General features: G+C 56.0%; 16 protein-coding genes and 1 other RNA gene. 4 read left to right on the plus strand and 13 right to left on the minus strand.

Annotated elements, in window-relative coordinates; all coding sequences use genetic code 11:
* Window positions 1-61: 61 nt before the first annotated feature.
* The 4 genes from ubiI to M2433_RS18960 are packed head-to-tail and all read right to left on the minus strand — an operon-like array spanning window position 62 to window position 4,375.
* Window positions 62-1,264, minus strand: a complete 1,203-nt coding sequence (ubiI, locus tag M2433_RS18945; protein WP_429056199.1) for an FAD-dependent 2-octaprenylphenol hydroxylase — start codon at window positions 1,262-1,264, stop codon at window positions 62-64.
* A gap of 12 nt (window positions 1,265-1,276) precedes the next feature.
* Complete coding sequence (ubiH, locus tag M2433_RS18950; RefSeq protein WP_429056200.1) at window positions 1,277-2,455, minus strand: 2-octaprenyl-6-methoxyphenyl hydroxylase; 1,179 nt, start codon at window positions 2,453-2,455, stop codon at window positions 1,277-1,279.
* A complete protein-coding gene (gene pepP / locus M2433_RS18955) occupies window positions 2,452-3,765 on the minus strand; it encodes a Xaa-Pro aminopeptidase (protein ID WP_429056317.1) in 1,314 nt (437 codons plus the stop codon). Before pepP ends, ubiH begins: the two co-directional genes overlap by 4 nt.
* A gap of 31 nt (window positions 3,766-3,796) precedes the next feature.
* Window positions 3,797-4,375, minus strand: coding sequence for a YecA family protein (locus tag M2433_RS18960; protein WP_072250677.1), 579 nt, complete (start codon window positions 4,373-4,375; stop codon window positions 3,797-3,799).
* A gap of 167 nt (window positions 4,376-4,542) precedes the next feature.
* Between M2433_RS18960 and zapA the strand changes: the two genes are divergently transcribed.
* The 3 genes from zapA (at window position 4,543) to M2433_RS18975 (ending at window position 5,718) form a co-directional block, all read left to right on the plus strand.
* On the plus strand, window positions 4,543-4,872 hold the full coding sequence (gene zapA / locus M2433_RS18965; protein ID WP_014071673.1) for a cell division protein ZapA: 330 nt from the start codon (window positions 4,543-4,545) through the stop codon (window positions 4,870-4,872).
* 41 nt (window positions 4,873-4,913) lie between these two features.
* Window positions 4,914-5,097: non-coding RNA, 6S RNA (gene ssrS, locus M2433_RS18970), on the plus strand.
* 24 nt (window positions 5,098-5,121) lie between these two features.
* The gene (locus M2433_RS18975; protein ID WP_429056203.1) at window positions 5,122-5,718 is read left to right on the plus strand and encodes a 5-formyltetrahydrofolate cyclo-ligase; all 597 of its coding nucleotides are present in this window, start codon (window positions 5,122-5,124) and stop codon (window positions 5,716-5,718) included.
* A 107-nt stretch (window positions 5,719-5,825) separates the two neighbouring features.
* Here the strand turns inward: M2433_RS18975 and serA are convergent, their stop codons facing one another.
* Window positions 5,826-7,058, minus strand: a complete 1,233-nt coding sequence (gene serA, locus M2433_RS18980; RefSeq protein WP_047347934.1) for a phosphoglycerate dehydrogenase — start codon at window positions 7,056-7,058, stop codon at window positions 5,826-5,828.
* Window positions 7,059-7,325: 267 nt separating this feature from the next.
* Window positions 7,326-7,985, minus strand: a complete 660-nt coding sequence (gene rpiA, locus M2433_RS18985; RefSeq protein WP_047347933.1) for a ribose-5-phosphate isomerase RpiA — start codon at window positions 7,983-7,985, stop codon at window positions 7,326-7,328.
* Window positions 7,986-8,112: 127 nt separating this feature from the next.
* Between rpiA and argP the strand changes: the two genes are divergently transcribed.
* The gene (gene argP, locus M2433_RS18990) at window positions 8,113-9,006 is read left to right on the plus strand and encodes a DNA-binding transcriptional regulator ArgP (RefSeq protein WP_003860089.1); all 894 of its coding nucleotides are present in this window, start codon (window positions 8,113-8,115) and stop codon (window positions 9,004-9,006) included.
* 48 nt (window positions 9,007-9,054) lie between these two features.
* Here argP and M2433_RS18995 read toward each other — a convergent pair whose 3' ends face one another.
* From M2433_RS18995 to tkt, 7 genes are all read right to left on the minus strand, one after another.
* Window positions 9,055-9,795 (minus strand): oxidative stress defense protein, encoded by a 741-nt coding sequence (locus M2433_RS18995; protein WP_429056206.1) that lies wholly within the window; start codon window positions 9,793-9,795, stop codon window positions 9,055-9,057.
* A gap of 91 nt (window positions 9,796-9,886) precedes the next feature.
* A complete protein-coding gene (argO, locus tag M2433_RS19000; protein WP_429056208.1) occupies window positions 9,887-10,522 on the minus strand; it encodes an arginine exporter ArgO in 636 nt (211 codons plus the stop codon).
* A 145-nt stretch (window positions 10,523-10,667) separates the two neighbouring features.
* Window positions 10,668-11,522, minus strand: coding sequence for a small-conductance mechanosensitive channel MscS (gene mscS / locus M2433_RS19005; RefSeq protein WP_047347930.1), 855 nt, complete (start codon window positions 11,520-11,522; stop codon window positions 10,668-10,670).
* Between the two features lie 186 nt (window positions 11,523-11,708).
* Entirely contained in the window at window positions 11,709-12,788 is a 1,080-nt protein-coding gene (fbaA, locus tag M2433_RS19010) for a class II fructose-bisphosphate aldolase (protein ID WP_042715531.1), read from the minus strand.
* A gap of 92 nt (window positions 12,789-12,880) precedes the next feature.
* Window positions 12,881-14,044, minus strand: a complete 1,164-nt coding sequence (gene pgk / locus M2433_RS19015; RefSeq protein ID WP_047347929.1) for a phosphoglycerate kinase — start codon at window positions 14,042-14,044, stop codon at window positions 12,881-12,883.
* A gap of 49 nt (window positions 14,045-14,093) precedes the next feature.
* Window positions 14,094-15,113, minus strand: coding sequence for an erythrose-4-phosphate dehydrogenase (gene epd / locus M2433_RS19020; RefSeq protein ID WP_429056211.1), 1,020 nt, complete (start codon window positions 15,111-15,113; stop codon window positions 14,094-14,096).
* Between the two features lie 341 nt (window positions 15,114-15,454).
* Complete coding sequence (tkt, locus tag M2433_RS19025) at window positions 15,455-17,446, minus strand: transketolase (RefSeq protein ID WP_429056213.1); 1,992 nt, start codon at window positions 17,444-17,446, stop codon at window positions 15,455-15,457.
* Window positions 17,447-17,542: the final 96 nt, after the last annotated feature.

Raw genomic sequence — 17,542 nt, forward strand, 5'->3', positions numbered from 1 at the left:
TCAAACGAGGTAATTTCCCCGGCCTAGAGGCCGGGAAAATAAAGTGTGACGGGGGTCTAAATTAGCGTAGCCAGTCCGGCAGGTCGTTAAGACCCATTGCCTGGCGAAGCAGTTGGGGCTTAACACCCGGAAGGGTATCGGCAAGCTTGAGGCCGATGTCGCGCAGCAGTTTTTTTGCCGGATTGGCACCGGCAAACAGCTCGCGGAAGCCCTGCATACCCGCCAGCATCATCGCCGCGCTGTGCTTGCGGCTGCGTTCGTAGCGACGCAGATAGAGATGCTGACCGATGTCTTTCCCTTCGCGATGCAGGCGACGCAGTTCTTCCACCAGCTCCGCCGCGTCCATAAAGCCAAGGTTAACGCCCTGCCCGGCCAGCGGATGAATGGTGTGAGCCGCATCTCCCACCAGCGCAAGCCGGTGCGCCGCAAACTGGCGCGCGTAGCGGCCGGTTAACGGGAACACCTGCCGCTCGCTTTCGAGCGTGCACAAGCCAAGGCGGTTATCAAACGCCACGCACAGCGCCTGATTAAAGGCTTCTGGCGTCGCCTCCTGCATCAGCCGGGCTTTTTCCGGCACCAGCGACCAGACAATCGAGCACAGGTGCGGATCGGCAAGCGGCAGGAATGCCAGAATGCCGTCGTTGTGGAAAATCTGCCGCGCCACGCCGCCGTGCGGCTCTTCGGTGCGGATCGTCGCGACAAGCGCGTGATGACGATAATCCCAGTAAGTCAGCGGAATATCCGCCTTGTTGCGCAGCCAGGAGTTCGCGCCGTCAGCCCCCACCACCAGACGCGCGGTCAGCATGTCGCCGCTTTGCAGGCTGATAAACGCCTCGTTTTCGCCCCACGCCACCTGCTGGATCTGCGCAGGTGCCATCAGGGTGACATCGCTACAGGACTGCGCCTTTTGCCACAGCACATGATGAATTACGGCATTCTCGATAATATGGCCAAGGTGGCTATAGCCCATGCTTTCATCATCAAAAGCAATATGACCAAAGCTGTCTTTATCCCACACTTCCATGCCGTGATAGCAGCTGGCACGCTGCGCTATGATATCTGACCAGACGCCAAGGCGCGTCAGCAGCTTTTCGCTGGCTGCATTAATGGCCGAGACGCGCAGCTCCGGCGGCGCATCCTGGGCTACGGGCTGAGGCTGCTTTTGCTCCAGCACCGCCACGCGCAGGCCGCTGCCCTGTAAGCCACAGGCCAGCGCCAGTCCTACCATACCGCCGCCAACAATGGCGACATCAACATTTTGCACGGTGATAACTCCTTAACGCGCGACCCAACCAAGAGTCCGCTGCGCCAGCACGTCACGTGCCGGAATGAATAATTCCATCGCCATCAGCCCGAGGTTGCGGCCCGCAACCAGCGGCGCCCAGCGATTGGCAAACAGATGAACCAGGCCATCGGTGACGCCAATCGTCGCCTCTTTATCCGCCTGGCGGCGCTTCTGGTAATGGCTGAGCACCGGGTATGCGCCACAGTCTTTTTGCTCGCCCCACGCCTGAGAAAGCGTTTCCGCCAGACTCATCACGTCGCGTAACCCAAGGTTGAACCCCTGGCCCGCGATAGGGTGCAGCGTCTGCGCGGCATTACCGACAAGCGCCAGACGATGGGAGATGGACTGCGAGGAGGTGGTCAGCGAAAGCGGGTATACCGCCCGCTTGCCGGCATGGGTAATGCGCCCAAGCCGCCAGCCAAAGGCTCTTTGCAGTTCGGTACAAAAACGTTCGTCTGACCAGGTCTTGACCTCTTCAGCCCTATCCTCCGGGTGGCACCAGACCAGCGAGCAGCGCCCGTCCGACATCGGCAGCATCGCCAGCGGACCGTGCTGCGTAAAGCGCTCAAACGCCCGGCCGTTGTGTTCGGCTGCGGTAGAGACGTTCGCAATGACCGCCACCTGCCCGTAAGGCTGCTGACGCCACTCTACGCCACACTGGGCACCGAGCGCCGAGCGCGAGCCGTCCGCGGCAACCAGAAGCTGGCCGTCAAGCACGGTGCCGTTTTCCAGCGTCACGCTGACCGACGCTTCACTGCGGCTTACGCTTGCCACGCGCGCCGGACAATGCAGCGTGACCCCCGGCGCGTCCTGAAGCAGGCGGAACAGACGCAATCCTACGTCGTGTAGCTCAACGACCTGACCCAGGGCATCAATACGGTAATCCTGCGCGTCCAGCGTGACAAAGCCAGCATGGCCGCGATCGCTGACGTGAACGGTACCGATCGCGGTGGCACGGTCGGCTATCGCCTGCCAGATACCAATGCGCGAAAGCTGCTGGCACGTCCCCTGCGCCAGCGCAATGGCGCGGGCATCAAAACCGGGGTGGTTTGACGCCTCTGGCGCAACGGCTTCCACCAGGTGCACCGGCAGCTGGCCCTGCGTCAAATGCGAAATGGCCAGCGCCAGCGTGGCTCCGGTCATGCCGCCGCCCACGACGATCACGCTCATGCGCGCGCCGCTGCCATCAGCGCCTCGATATCATCAGCGCTTTTCACGACGCTCGCGGTCAGGTTTTCGTTACCGCTTTCGGTAATGACAATGTCGTCTTCAATACGGATGCCAATCCCGCGATACTCTTCAGGTACGTCGGCATCCGGGGCGATATACAGACCAGGCTCCACGGTTAACACCATGCCCGGCTCCAGCACGCGCGAGCGGTCGGTACCGTATGCCCCAACGTCATGCACGTCCAGCCCCAGCCAGTGGCTCAGGCCGTGCATAAAGTACGGTCGATGTGCATTTTCAGCAATCAGGGTGTCCACATCGCCTTTCAGGATACCGAGCCTGACCAGACCGGTAATCATGATGCGCACCACTTCGCCGGTCACTTCCTGCATGGAGGTACCCGGGCGGTACAACCTGAGCGCCGTTTCAAGCGATTCCAGGACGATGTCGTAAATCGCGCGCTGTGCCGGTGAGAATTTACCGTTTACCGGGAAGGTGCGGGTGATGTCCCCCGCATAGCCCTGATACTCACAGCCGGCATCGATGAGCACCAGATCGCCGTCGCGCAGCGCACTTTCGTTTTCGGTGTAGTGCAGAATGCAGCCGTTTTCCCCGCCGCCGACAATGGTGTTGTAGGAGGGGTAACGCGCGCCGTGGCGGTTAAATTCGTGGTGAATTTCACCTTCCAGCTGGTATTCAAACATGCCGGGACGGCACTTCTCCATGGCGCGAGTATGCGCGAGGGCGCTGATTTCGCCCGCACGGCGCATCACGTTCAGCTCTTCTTCAGACTTGAACAGGCGCATCTCATGCACCACCGGACGCCAGTCAGTGAGGGTTGCGGGCGCGGACAGGTTCTGCCGCGAGCCCTTGCGCAGCTTATCCAGCGCGGTGAAAACAATCTCATCGGCGTAGGCATATTCGCCCTGCGCGTGATAGAGCACGTCTAGGCCGTTAAGCAGTTGATAGAGCTGCTGGTTGATTTCGCTAAACGCCAGCGCGCGGTCAACGCCCAGCTTCGCCGGTGCGGCCTCCTGGCCCAGGCGGCGACCAAACCAGATTTCGGCGGTCAGATCGCGCACGCGGTTGAATATCACGCTGTGGTTGTGGGTGTCATTGCTCTTAATCAGCACCAGTACCGCTTCCGGCTCGTTAAAACCGGTGAAGTACCAGAAATCGCTGCTCTGGCGATAGGGATATTCGCTGTCGGCGCTGCGCGTCACTTCGGGCGCAGCAAAAATCAGCGCCGCGCTGCCCGGCTGCATTTTCGCCAGCAGCGCCTGACGGCGGCGCGAATACTCTTGACTCGAGATAACCATGACACCCTCCTGTGCGTTATTTTTCTTAATGTAAGGTTGGCTTGCGGACTTCCGGCGCGGTCGGCTGCGAGCGCGTAAAGTTGTCGTGGCACAGCAGAGCCGCCACGCGCACGTACTCGATAATCTCCTCGAGGGACATTTCCAGCTCTTCCTGGTCTTCGTCTTCATCGTAGCCAAGCTGGGCAATGTTGCGCAGATCGTCGATCGCTTCACCCGCTTCGCCGGTCACTTTATCCAGTTTAGGCTGCGTGACGCCCAGACCCAGCAGATAGTGGTTTACCCAACCCGCCAGCGCATCGGCGCGATCGAACACGCTGACGTCGTCGCCTTCAGGCAGATAAAGCTGAAAAAGAAAGCCATCGTCTTCCAGCGAATCGCTGATGGCGGCGTGCATTTTACGCAGCGCTTCCGCCAGCTCGTGACCAAACGCCAGCCCTTCATTCGTGAGGTCGTGGATCAGCGGCTGCCATGAGCTGTCGCTGTTTCCGCCACACAGCATGCCACTGATCAGACCGTGCATTTCGGCAGAGGTTAAACCGATTCCCTGCTGGTTCAGTAACTGGTTTAAATCCTTGTAACCAGGCATTTCGTTCTGTATAGACATGCGCATTCGTCATCATTGGGGGGATATTCATGATATGCTACCACTTTGGACCCTGGTGATACCAGAAAAGGGCTTGTATCTTCACATCAGGGTAGCTATAGTGTCGCCCCTTCGCAGCCCCCGGGGCAGTAAGCGAAGGCAGCGCAGTCAATCAGCAGGAAGGTGGCATGTCTGCACAACCCGTCGATCTCCAGATTTTTGGCCGTTCACTGCGAGTGAATTGTCCGCCTGAACAAAGGGATGCTTTGAATCAGGCAGCGGACGATTTGAATCAGCGGTTGCAAGATCTAAAAGAACGCACTAGAGTCACAAATACTGAGCAGCTGGTTTTCATCGCCGCGTTGAACATCAGCTATGAACTGACTCAGGAAAAAGCGAAGACCCGCGACTACGCGGCAAGCATGGAGCAACGCATTAAAATGCTCCAGCAGACCATTGAACAGGCATTGCTTGATCAAGGTCGCACTCCCGAAAGACCGGGACCAAAGTTTGAATAACACTTCTCAGTTGACTATGGTAGAGTAACTGTGAAGACAAAATTTCTCTGAGATGTTCGCAAGCGGGCCAGTCCCCTGAGCCGATATTTCATACCACAAGAATGTGGCGCTCCATGGTTGGTGAGCATGCTCGGTCCGTCCGAGAAGCCTTAAAACTATGACGACACATTCACCTTGAACCAAGGGTTCAAGGGTTACAGCCTGCGGCGGCATCTCGGAGATTCCCTCTCTTTTCTTCTACCGACTACCATGACTCAACTTCCTGAAGTTTCCGCTTCACGCCAGGACATCCGTCAGTTAATCCGTCAACGTCGCCGTGCGTTAACCTCCGATCAGCAAGCGCATTTTGCTCAGCAGGCTGCCGCCCGTATGATGGCGTATCCCCCTGTCGTTATGGCGCATACTGTTGCCCTGTTTCTCTCGTTTGACGGCGAACTGGATACCCAACCGCTCATCGAGCAGCTCTGGCGCGCGGGGAAGAAGGTTTATCTGCCGGTGCTGCATCCGTTCAGCGAAGGTAATCTGCTTTTCCTGCACTATCACCCGCACAGCGAGCTGGTGGTGAACCGTCTGAAAATCACCGAACCGAAACTCGACGTGCGCGACGTGCTCCCGCTGGCAGAGCTGGATGTGCTGGTCACGCCGCTGGTGGCGTTTGATGAGCAGGGTCAGCGCCTTGGAATGGGCGGCGGTTTTTACGACAGGACGCTGCAAAACTGGCAGCAGTACGGGCTACAGCCGGTGGGTTACGCGCATGATTGTCAGGGCGTGGAGGCATTGCCGGTGGAGAAATGGGATGTGCCGTTGCCGGCGGTGATCACTCCATCAACGTTGTGGGAGTGGTGAAACAGGCGTGCAGCCTGATGCCCTCACCCCAACCCTCTCCCACAGGGAGAGGGTGAAAACATAAAAAACGGTAACTATCGTTACCGTTTTGCATTTACCTCGCACGATCAGTACAGCAGGCGCGCGCGAATCGTCCCCGGAATGGCCTTCATGCTCTGCAGCGCTTTCTCGGCAACGTCTTCGTCCGCTTCGATATCAATAACCACGTAGCCCATCTGCGAGTTGGTTTGCAGATACTGCGCGGCAATGTTGACGCTCTGCTCGGCAAAGATCTGGTTGATGGCGGTCAGCACGCCCGGACGGTTTTCGTGAATGTGCAGCAGACGACGGCCGCCGTGCAGCGGCAGAGACACTTCAGGGAAGTTCACGGCAGAGAGCGTAGAACCGTTGTCGGAATATTTGCTCAGCTTACCCGCCACTTCCAGACCGATATTCTCCTGCGCTTCCTGAGTCGACCCACCGATGTGCGGCGTCAGGATCACGTTGTCGAATTCGCACAGCGGAGAGGTGAACGGATCGCTGTTTGTAGCAGGCTCCGTCGGGAACACGTCAATCGCCGCGCCCGCCAGATGTTTACGCTTCAGCGCATCACACAGCGCCGGAATGTCGACAACCGTACCGCGCGCGGCGTTGATCAGCAGTGAGCCCGGCTTCATCAGCGCCAGCTCTTCCGCACCCATCATGTTTTTGGTGGAGGCATTTTCCGGCACGTGCAGGCTGACCACATCGCTCATGTTCAGCAGGTCAGAAAGGTGTTGAACCTGGGTCGCATTGCCCAGCGGCAGCTTGCTTTCAATGTCGTAGAAGAAGACATGCATACCGAGAGATTCCGCCAGGATGCCGAGCTGCGTACCGATATGGCCGTAACCGATAATCCCCAGCTTTTTACCGCGCGCTTCGAAAGAGCCAGACGCCAGCTTGTTCCACACGCCACGGTGCGCTTTGGCGTTAGCTTCAGGAATACCGCGCAGCAGCAGCAGCAGCTCGCCAATCACTAACTCCGCTACGGAACGGGTGTTGGAGAAAGGGGCGTTAAATACAGGAATACCGCGCTTAGCGGCTGCATTCAGATCAACCTGGTTGGTACCGATGCAGAAACAGCCGATGGCAACCAGCTTTTCCGCCGCGGCAATCACATCTTCAGTCAGGTGGGTACGGGATCGCAGGCCAATGAAGTGGGCATCACGGATGGACGCTTTCAGCTCTTCGGTATCCAGCGCGCCTTTGTGAAATTCGATGTTGGTATAACCTGCCGCGCGAAGGCTATCGAGTGCTTTTTGATGCACGCCTTCCACGAGCAGAAATTTAATCTTGTCTTTCTCCAGTGATACCTTTGCCATTTACCCGACCCTGTATTTTATCTGAACTGTTGTTGTGCTGGATTGAAATCCGCTGTAGCCAACATATCAAAAAAAACTATTGCAGCAATATGAACGTTTGCGTCGGCACTCTGAAGAAAAGTCATACAGGGCAAAATGACAGAGGAAAATGCTGCGGAAATTTACGTACGTGGCAGGATCGGCAAACGAGGCATAAAAACGTGACACAAGTCACCGAATTTAGCTTTTCAAAATTTTTTTAGCGGGGGGAGGACTCCCCCCGTCAGATCATTTTACGATGGTTTTCACGCCGTCAGCCGTACCAATCAGCGCGACATCCGCGCCACGATTGGCGAATAACCCTACGGTGACTACGCCTGGAATGCCGTTGATGGCGTTTTCCAGCGCAATCGCGTCGAGAATTTCCAGACCGTGAACGTCAAGGATCACGTTGCCGTTATCGGTCACCACGCCCTGGCGATATTCCGGACGCCCGCCCAGTTTTACCAGCTCACGCGCCACGGCGCTGCGCGCCATCGGGATCACCTCGACCGGCAGCGGGAAATTACCCAGAATATCAACCTGTTTGGAGGCATCGGCGATGCAGATGAATTTATCCGCAACGGAGGCGATGATTTTTTCACGCGTCAGCGCCGCGCCGCCGCCTTTGATCATCTGCATGTGGCCGTTGATCTCATCCGCGCCATCAACGTAGATGCCCAGACGATCCACTTCGTTGAGATCGAAAACGGTAATGCCGAGGCTTTTCAGCTTTTCCGTGGAAGCATCAGAGCTGGACACCGCGCCCTCAATCTGCCCTTTCATCGTGCCCAGCGCATCGATAAAGTGTGCCGCCGTTGACCCGGTACCAACACCGACAATGGTACCCGGCTGTACATACTGGAGAGCGGCCCATCCTACTGCTTTTTTCAGTTCATCCTGCGTCATGATCGTTTTGCCTGTGGTGTGAAAACTCAGGGCGCATTATAGAACACGTCGAATGGAATTCGTCTGCCACGAAGGGAAAATTGTGTCATAGTGCAGATTAAGCAAAATTAAGGAGCCAGCCAGAGCAATGAAACGTCCGGACTACAGAACACTACAGGCACTTGATGCAGTTATTCGTGAACGAGGTTTTGAGCGCGCGGCGCAAAAGCTTTGCATCACGCAGTCCGCCGTATCGCAGCGTATCAAACAGCTTGAAAACATGTTCGGCCAGCCACTGCTGGTGCGTACCGTGCCGCCTCGCCCAACGGAGCAAGGGCAAAAGCTCCTTGCCCTGCTGCGTCAGGTTGAACTGCTGGAAGATGAGTGGCTGGGTGACGAACAAACGGGCTCAACGCCGCTGCTGCTCTCGCTGGCGGTCAACGCCGACAGTCTGGCAACCTGGCTGCTGCCGGCCCTTGCGCCGGTATTAGCGGATTCCCCTATCCGCCTGAATTTGCAGGTTGAAGATGAAACCCGTACCCAGGAACGCCTGCGTCGCGGTGAAGTGGTCGGGGCGGTCAGTATCCAGCCTCAGGCGTTGCCAAGCTGCCTGGTGGATCAGCTGGGCGCGCTGGATTATCTGTTTGTCGGCTCAAAAGCCTTTGCCGAACGCTATTTCCCCAACGGCGTGACCCGCGCCGCGCTGCTGAAGGCGCCTGCCGTAGCGTTCGACCATCTGGACGATATGCACCAGGCCTTCCTGCAGCAAAACTTCGATCTGCCGCCGGGCAGCGTGCCGTGCCATATCGTCAACTCGTCTGAAGCCTTCGTGCAGCTTGCGCGCCAGGGCACGACCTGCTGCATGATCCCGCATCTGCAGATCGAGAAAGAGTTGAAAAGCGGCGAACTGATAGACCTGACGCCAGGGCTGTATCAGCGCCGGATGCTCTACTGGCACCGTTTCGCGCCGGAAAGCCGCATGATGCGCAACGTCACCGACGCGCTACTGGCGTTTGGGCATAAGGTGTTGAGGCAGGACTAATCGCTTGAATTCCCTCTCCCTGTGGGAGAGGGTTAGGGTGAGGGCAAATTACTGCGCCTTCGCCGCCTCAGTTTGCTGAGTTTGAGTTGGCTCCAGCTGGAACACCACATCCACCTGATCGTCGAACTGGATCGTTGGCTGCTCGTAAGTTTCCTGAGCGGAGACCGGCGCCGCATCGGCCTTCATCATCCGCACCATCGGGCTTGGCTGGTAGTTAGAGACGTGGTAACGCACGCTGTATACCGGGCCGAGCTTGCTCTTAAAGCCAGAAGCCAGCTGTTCCGCCTGGTGAATGGCATCGTTAATCGCCGCTTTACGCGCTTCGTCTTTGTATTTCTCCGGTTGCGCAACGCCCAGCGACACGGAACGGATTTCGTTCAGCCCCGCCTTCAGCGCGCCGTCCAGCAGGGCGTTCAGCTTATCCAGCTGGCGCACGGTCACTTCCACGGTACGCACGGCACGGTAGCCTTTCAGGATGCTTTTGCCATTCTGGTAGTCGTAATCGGGTTGAGTGCGCAGGTTAGCGGAGTTGATATCTTTTTTACCGACACCATTCTGCTCGAGGAATGAGAGATATTGCGCAACACGATCGTCAGCCTGTTTCTTGGCTGACGCCGCATCTTTCGCAGCCACATTCACTTCAATTGCCAGCGTTGCAACATCGGGTACCGCATCCACGCTTGCGGTGCCTGAAGTGACGATGTGCGGGCCATCCGGCAGTTCACCAGCCTGAACAGATACCGCACCCAAACTTACTAATGCCGCCAGGGACATCACTTTAAACTTCACTGTTATTCCTCCATGTTGCAAAGAGTGCCCGATAACAGGGCGCATGCCAGCAAGCTTAGCGGGTCTTGCTCAGTTGTCCATAAGACAAGGATTAGTTGAACAATTCCTGGACGTGGTGAATGCCCTCTTTTGCCAGCTGAAAAGCAATAAACCACATCACCAGCCCAACCAGGGTATTAATGATGCGCTGGGCTTTGGCAGTCCGCAGGCGAGGCGCCAGCCATGCCGCCAGAATGGCGAGACCGAAGAACCAGAGGAAAGAGGCGCTGACCGTGCCGAGCGCAAACCAGCGTTTCGGCTCAACGTCCAGCTGTCCGCCCAGGCTGCCCAGCACTACGAAGGTATCAAGATAGACATGCGGGTTAAGCCAGGTCACCGCCAGCATGGTGACGATAATCTTCCAGCGCCCCTGCTTCATCACTTCTGCGCTCGCCAGTTCGAGGTTACTGCTCATTGCCGTTCTCAGCGCGCCAAAGCCATACCAGAGCAGAAACGCCACGCCACCCCAGGTGACCAGCGCCAGCAGCCAGGGAGACTGCATCAGCAGTGCACTACCGCCAAAAATCCCTGCGCAAATCAGCAGTAAATCACTTACCGCGCACAGCAGAGCAATCATCAGATGATACTGGCGGCGGATGCCCTGGTTCATCACAAACGCATTTTGCGGGCCGAGGGGAAGAATCATAGCCGCGCCTAAGGCAAGCCCTTGAAAGTAATACGATAACATGACGAAATTCTCACAGTGTTGTCCTGAGAGCAGACTATACTGCGCGAACCACATTAGAGGAAATGGATAATATTAATTGGGTATTAGCCACGCTAATAATTGAAAAGCCCGGTGGCGCTAGCGCTTACCGGGCCTGCTGATGAAGTTATTCTGCTTCTTTAACTTTTTTGACGTTTACGTCCATCTGCGGGTACGGGAAGCTGATGCCGTTGGCGTCGAAGTCGCGCTTGATGCGCTCCAGCACGTCCCAGTAGACGTTTTGCAGATCGCTGCTCTTGCTCCAGATACGCACTACGAAGTTAATCGAGGAAGCGCCCAGTTCGTTCAGGCGAACGGTCTGCTCTTTATCCTTCAGAATGCGATCGTCTGAGGCAATGATGTTGCTAATCAGCGACTTCACCTGATCGATGTCGGAGTCGTACGCTACGCTGACGATCAGCTCGTTACGACGCACCGGCTCGCGGGAGAAGTTAATGATGTTGCCTGCAATGATTTTCCCGTTCGGCACGACCACGATGCGGCCATCGACGGTACGCATAGTCGTTGAGAAAATCTGCACCTGCAGCACAGTTCCGGCAATGCCGCCAAGATCAACGTATTCGCCGGAGCGGAACGGACGGAAGGTGACCAGCAGAACGCCTGCCGCCAGGTTCGACAGCGACCCCTGTAGCGCCAGACCGATGGCCAGACCGGCGGCACCGAGAACGGCAATCACGGATGCGGTCTGTACTCCTACGCGCCCCAGCGCGGCAATCAGCGTAAAAGCGATAATGCCGTAGCGGACCAGTGCAGAGAGGAAGTCAGCGACCGTGGCGTCAATGTGACGGGCCAGCATCACGCGGTTGACCGCGTTCGATACAATACGCGCCACGATCATCCCGACGATGATGATGGCAATCGCCGCGACGATGTTCACGGCATAGCTCAGTAACAGTGCCTGGTTACGCACCAGCCAGTTACCGGCATTATTGATGCTGTCTACAACATCGAGTTGTTCCATTTATTCTTCCTTTTGTTAAACCAAAACACAAAATCCATCCCCCATGGAGACAGGCAGGTCAGTAAAGGGTAAACAAAAAGCGCCCGATTTGCCAAACAGATCACAAAAACTGCGCTGGCAGGATATTGAAAATGCATAAAAAAAGGCCCGCATTTGCGGGCCTTCTGATGCTGTTAGCAGTTCAAATTACAGAACGTCGATCGCGTTCAGTTCTTTGAAAGCCTGCTCCAGACGAGTCACCATGGACGTCTGCGCTGCGCGCAGCCATACGCGTGGATCGTAGTATTTCTTGTTCGGCTGGTCTTCGCCTTTCGGGTTGCCCAGCTGGCCCTGCAGGTAAGCTTCGTTGGTTTTGTAGTATTGCAGGATACCGTCCCAGGTTGCCCACTGGGTGTCGGTATCGATGTTCATTTTCACTACGCCGTAGCTTACGGAGTCTTTGATTTCCTGAGCAGAAGAACCTGAACCGCCGTGGAAGACGAAGTTCAGGCTGTTGTGCGGCAGGTTGTGTTTCTTAGAAACGTATTCCTGAGAATCACGCAGAATGGTTGGGGTCAGAACCACGTTACCTGGTTTGTAAACGCCGTGCACGTTACCGAAGGACGCTGCAATGGTGAAGCGTGGGCTGATTTTGCTCAGCTCGGTGTAAGCGTAATCAACGTCTTCTGGCTGGGTGTACAGTGCAGAAGCATCCATGTGGCTGTTGTCCACGCCGTCTTCTTCACCACCGGTGCAACCCAGTTCGATTTCCAGGGTCATGTCCATTTTGGCCATGCGTGCCAGGTATTTGGAGCAGATTTCGATGTTTTCGTGCAGGGACTCTTCAGACAGGTCGATCATGTGAGAAGAGAACAGTGGCTTACCGGTCGCCGCGAAGTGTTTTTCACCCGCGTCCAGCAGACCGTCGATCCACGGCAGCAGTTTCTTCGCGCAGTGGTCAGTGTGCAGAATAACCGGAACACCGTAGTGTTCAGCCATCTGGTGTACGTGGTGCGCACCAGAGATAGCACCCAGAATTGCAGCGCCCTGAGGAACGTCGGTTTTCACGCCTTTACCTGCGATGAACGCAGCGCCGCCGTTGGAGAACTGAACGATAACCGGTGCTTTAACTTTAGCAGCAGTTTCCAGTACGGCGTTGATGGAGTCGGTACCCACGCAGTTAACTGCTGGCAGAGCGAAGTTGTTTTCTTTAGCTACCTGGAACACTTTCTGTACGTCATCACCAGTGATAACGCCAGGTTTTACGAAATCAAAAATTTTAGACATGTTGCTTAGTCCTGTATCTTCGGCCGTTAGAAAAGGTGCGAGCTCTTAAAAGCGCGCTGAAATTTGGGCAGGTTTCCCTGCCCTTGAATGGCTTACTTCTTAGCGCGCTCTTCGAGCATTGCTACTGCTGGCAGTACTTTGCCTTCCACGAATTCGAGGAATGCGCCGCCACCAGTGGAGATGTAGGAGATCTTGTCAGCGATACCGAACAGGTCGATTGCTGCCAGGGTGTCACCACCGCCTGCGATAGAGAACGCTTCGCTGTCTGCGATAGCGTTAGCAACGATTTCAGTACCTTTGCGGAAGTTCGGGAATTCGAACACGCCAACAGGACCGTTCCACAGGATAGTTTTTGCGTTTTTCAGGATTTCAGCCAGTTTCTGTGCAGAAACGTCGCCCAGGTCCAGAATCTGCTCTTCGTCTTTGATGTCGTTTACAGACTTCAGGGTCGCCGTCGCAGTTTCAGAGAACTCGGTCGCTACGCGAACGTCAGTTGGAACCGGGATATCGCAGGTGCTCAGCAGGCGTTTCGCTTCGTCAACCAGGTCTGCTTCGTACAGGGATTTACCGACGTTGTGGCCCTGGGCGGCAACGAAGGTGTTCGCGATACCACCGCCAACGATCAGCTGGTCAGCGATTTTAGACAGGGAATCCAGAACGGTCAGTTTGGTAGAAACTTTAGAGCCACCAACGATAGCAACCATTGGACGAGCAGGTTCTTTCAGTGCTTTACCCAGCGCTTCCAGTTCGTCAGCCAGCAGAGGACCGGCACACGCAACGTCAGCAAATTTACCGATACCGTGGGTAGACGCCTGCGCGCGGTGAGCCGTACCGAAGGCATCCATCACGAATACGTCGCACAGTGCAGCGTATTTTTTGGAGAGTGCTTCGTCGTCTTTCTTCTCGCCTTTGTTGAAGCGAACGTTTTCCAGAACAACCAGTTCACCGGCAGCGACTTCAACGCCGTCCAGGTAATCTTTCACCAGGCGAACAGGGTTAGACAGTTTGTCTTTCAGGTAATTAACAACCGGCAGCAGAGAGAACTCTTCGTTGTACTCGCCTTCGGTTGGACGACCCAGGTGGGAGGTTACCATCACTTTAGCGCCCTGCTTCAGAGCCAGTTCGATGGTTGGCAGAGATGCACGAATACGCGCGTCGCTGGTCACTTTGCCATCTTTAACCGGTACGTTCAGATCGGCACGGATGAAAACGCGTTTACCAGCCAGATCCAGATCGGTCATCTTAATTACAGACATGGTGAATCCTCTCGTTGATTCTTAAAGTTTTGCAGACGCACGATGCGTCTTACCTGAAACCTTGAGCGGCCATTGCTAACGTGGTGTCGAGCATTCGGTTAGCAAAGCCCCATTCGTTATCACACCAGACCAGCGTCTTGATAAGGTGTGCGCCACTCACTCGCGTTTGAGTGCCATCAACAATGGCGCTGTGCGGGTCGTGGTTAAAATCCACTGAGACCAACGGTAATTCCGTATAGTCAACTATACCATGAAATGCCCCCTGTGCCGCTTTTTGCAGCAACAGGTTGACTTCACAGGCTTTTACCGGTTTTTTTACCGTCACGCTAAGGTCGATTGCGGTGACGTTGATCGTCGGAACACGCACGGCAATCGCTTCAAAACGGTCATTGAACTGCGGAAAAATTCGGGTGATGCCTGCAGCCAGCTTTGTGTCCACCGGAATGATTGACTGGCTCGCTGCACGCGTGCGCCGTAAGTCCGGGTGGTAAGCGTCAATAACCTGCTGATCGTGCATGGCGGAGTGAATCGTGGTCACGGTGCCAGATTCAATGCCATACGCATCGTCTAACAGTTTGATGACCGGAATAATGCAGTTAGTCGTGCAGGAGGCGTTGGAGACAATGCGGTGTTCGGCCTTCAGCTCATGCTGGTTAACGCCAAACACGACGGTCGCGTCGAGGTCGTTACTGCCGGGATGAGAAAACAGGACTTTTTTCGCGCCTGCCGTAAGGTGCGCTTCACCGTGTTCGCGGTTGCCGTACACGCCGGTACAGTCAAGCACCACATCCACACCCAGTTCACGCCAGGGTAGCCCGGAAATGCTGTTCTCATGCAGCACACGAATAGCGTCATCACCCACAAAAAGCCGATCTCTTTCCTGGCGAACATCCCAGGCGAATCGTCCGTGGCTGGTATCGTATTTCAACAAATGCGCCATGCCCGTAGCATCCGCCAGTTCATTGATTGCCACCACGGTTATTTCCGCCCGACGTCCGGATTCATACAAAGCACGAACCACATTACGCCCGATGCGACCGAAGCCATTAATCGCTACGCGTACGGTCATAGATCTCCTGCAAAGCTATCCCTGAGTCTGAGGTGGCTGAAAGAGTAATCCAGCTACGCCTGAAGGGGAATCCTTGCTGTCACAAACTGCGATTGATTGGTCAATTGTCGAACATTTAATCGACTGAAACGCTTCAGCAAGAATAAGCGAATCGGGGAATAAAAGGAATGTCTGTCCAGATGAATAAGCGAGCTATATGACTTGCGTCACATTTTAGGTGGAATAATTCACGGCAAGGGAAAAGCAAAACGGTAACCCGAGAGTTACCGTTTTGAGTGTTTGCACCTTCTCCCTGTGGGAAAGGGTCGGGGTGAGGGCATCAGCCCGCACCGTACAAACAATTACAGCAGTTCTTTCGCCTTCGCGACAACGTTCTCTACGGTGAAACCGAATTCTTCGAACAGCAGCTCTGCCGGAGCAGATTCACCGAAGGTGGTCATGCCGACGATAGCGCCGTTCAGGCCCACATATTTGAACCAGTAGTCTGCGATACCCGCTTCTACAGCCACACGAGCAGAAACCGCTTTAGGCAGAACGGATTCACGGTAAGCGGCATCCTGCTTGTCGAACGCATCGGTAGACGGCATGGATACCACGCGCGCCTTCACGCCTTCGGCAGTCAGTTTGTCCCAGGCCGCGACAGCCAGCTCAACTTCAGAACCGGTTGCGATGAAGATCAGCTCAGGCTGACCCGCGCAATCTTTCAGCACGTAACCACCGCGAGCGATGTTCGCCAGCTGCTCTGGGGTACGATCCTGCTGCGCCAGGTTCTGACGGGAGAGGATCAGTGCGGTTGGGCCGTCATGACGCTCAACGCCGTATTTCCACGCAACGGCGGATTCAACCTGGTCACATGGACGCCATGTGCTCATGTTCGGGGTCACGCGCAGGGAAGCCACCTGCTCTACCGGCTGGTGAGTCGGACCGTCTTCGCCCAGACCGATGGAGTCGTGGGTGTAGACCATCACCTGACGCTGTTTCATCAGCGCAGCCATACGTACGGCGTTACGTGCATATTCCACGAACATCAGGAAGGTAGAGGTGTACGGCAGGAAACCGCCGTGCAGGGAGATACCGTTCGCGATAGCCGTCATACCGAATTCACGCACACCGTAATGGATGTAGTTACCGGCGGTATCTTCGTTGATCGGCTTAGAACCGGACCACAGGGTCAGGTTGGAAGGCGCCAGGTCAGCGGAGCCGCCCAGGAATTCTGGAAGCCAAGGACCGAACGCTTCGATCGCGTTCTGAGATGCCTTACGGCTGGCGATTTTAGATGGGTTCGCCTGCAGCTTAGCGATGAACTCGTTCGCTTTCGCGTCGAAGTCAGACGGCATGTCGCCTTTCATACGACGGTTGAATTCAGCCGCTTCCTGCGGGAAGGCTTTCGCGTAAGCAGCGAACTTCTCGTTCCATGCCGCTTCTTTCGCCTGGCCCGCTTCTTTTGCATCCCACTGCGCATAAATGTCAGATGGGATTTCGAATGCAGGGTGTTTCCAGCCCAGCGCTTCACGGGTCAGCGCAATTTCCGCGTCGCCCAGCGGTGCACCGTGGGAGTCGTGAGTGCCCGCTTTGTTTGGAGAACCGAAGCCGATGATGGTTTTGCACATCAGCAGGGACGGTTTGTCAGTTACTGCACGCGCTTCTTCTACCGCACGTTTAATCGAGTCAGCATCGTGGCCATCAACGCCACGCACAACGTGCCAGCCGTAGGCTTCGAAACGTTTAGCGGTGTCATCAGTGAACCAGCCTTCAACGTGACCGTCGATGGAGATACCGTTGTCGTCATAGAACGCAACCAGTTTGCCCAGCTTCAGGGTACCTGCCAGGGAGCACACTTCGTGAGAAATGCCTTCCATCATGCAGCCGTCGCCCATGAACGCGTAGGTGAAGTGGTCAACGATGTCGTGACCAGGACGGTTGAACTGTGCCGCCAGGGTCTTCTCTGCAATCGCCATACCCACTGCGTTAGCAATACCCTGACCCAGTGGGCCGGTGGTGGTTTCTACGCCAGCGGTGTAGCCCACTTCCGGGTGACCTGGCGTTTTGGAGTGCAGCTGACGGAAGTTTTTCAGCTCTTCGATAGGCAGATCGTAGCCAGTGAGATGCAGCAGGCTATAAATCAGCATAGAGCCGTGGCCGTTAGACAGTACGAAACGGTCGCGGTCAGCCCATGACGGGTTCTGCGGGTTGTGGTTCAGGAAATCGCGCCACAGGACTTCGGCGATATCAGCCATACCCATAGGGGCGCCTGGGTGACCGGATTTGGCTTTCTGTACTGCGTCCATGCTCAGCGCACGAATAGCATTAGCAAGCTCTTTACGTGAGGACATTTTAACTCCAGATCGGACTGTTAAAGGCCATGCCCTTGACGACAGCGCGTTTTGGGCTACGCCGGAAAAAAGTGCCAACAATGTAACCCAAGCGGC

Source organism: Enterobacter sp. AC1 (assembly GCF_050434705.1).
Taxonomy (GTDB): Bacteria; Pseudomonadota; Gammaproteobacteria; order Enterobacterales; family Enterobacteriaceae; genus Enterobacter; species Enterobacter cloacae_L.

What these genes read in the sequence shown, in the direction of transcription:
- ubiH (WP_429056200.1), bottom strand. Translation starts at nt 2,455, where the DNA reads ATGAGCGTGATCGTCGTGGGCGGCGGCATGACCGGAGCCACGCTGGCG.
- M2433_RS18960 (WP_072250677.1), bottom strand. Translation starts at nt 4,375, where the DNA reads ATGTCTATACAGAACGAAATGCCTGGTTACAAGGATTTAAACCAGTTA.
- zapA (WP_014071673.1), top strand. Translation starts at nt 4,543, where the DNA reads ATGTCTGCACAACCCGTCGATCTCCAGATTTTTGGCCGTTCACTGCGA.
- M2433_RS18975 (WP_429056203.1), top strand. Translation starts at nt 5,122, where the DNA reads ATGACTCAACTTCCTGAAGTTTCCGCTTCACGCCAGGACATCCGTCAG.
- serA (WP_047347934.1), bottom strand. Translation starts at nt 7,058, where the DNA reads ATGGCAAAGGTATCACTGGAGAAAGACAAGATTAAATTTCTGCTCGTG.
- rpiA (WP_047347933.1), bottom strand. Translation starts at nt 7,985, where the DNA reads ATGACGCAGGATGAACTGAAAAAAGCAGTAGGATGGGCCGCTCTCCAG.
- argP (WP_003860089.1), top strand. Translation starts at nt 8,113, where the DNA reads ATGAAACGTCCGGACTACAGAACACTACAGGCACTTGATGCAGTTATT.
- argO (WP_429056208.1), bottom strand. Translation starts at nt 10,522, where the DNA reads ATGTTATCGTATTACTTTCAAGGGCTTGCCTTAGGCGCGGCTATGATT.
- mscS (WP_047347930.1), bottom strand. Translation starts at nt 11,522, where the DNA reads ATGGAACAACTCGATGTTGTAGACAGCATCAATAATGCCGGTAACTGG.
- fbaA (WP_042715531.1), bottom strand. Translation starts at nt 12,788, where the DNA reads ATGTCTAAAATTTTTGATTTCGTAAAACCTGGCGTTATCACTGGTGAT.
- pgk (WP_047347929.1), bottom strand. Translation starts at nt 14,044, where the DNA reads ATGTCTGTAATTAAGATGACCGATCTGGATCTGGCTGGTAAACGCGTT.
- epd (WP_429056211.1), bottom strand. Translation starts at nt 15,113, where the DNA reads ATGACCGTACGCGTAGCGATTAATGGCTTCGGTCGCATCGGGCGTAAT.
- tkt (WP_429056213.1), bottom strand. Translation starts at nt 17,446, where the DNA reads ATGTCCTCACGTAAAGAGCTTGCTAATGCTATTCGTGCGCTGAGCATG.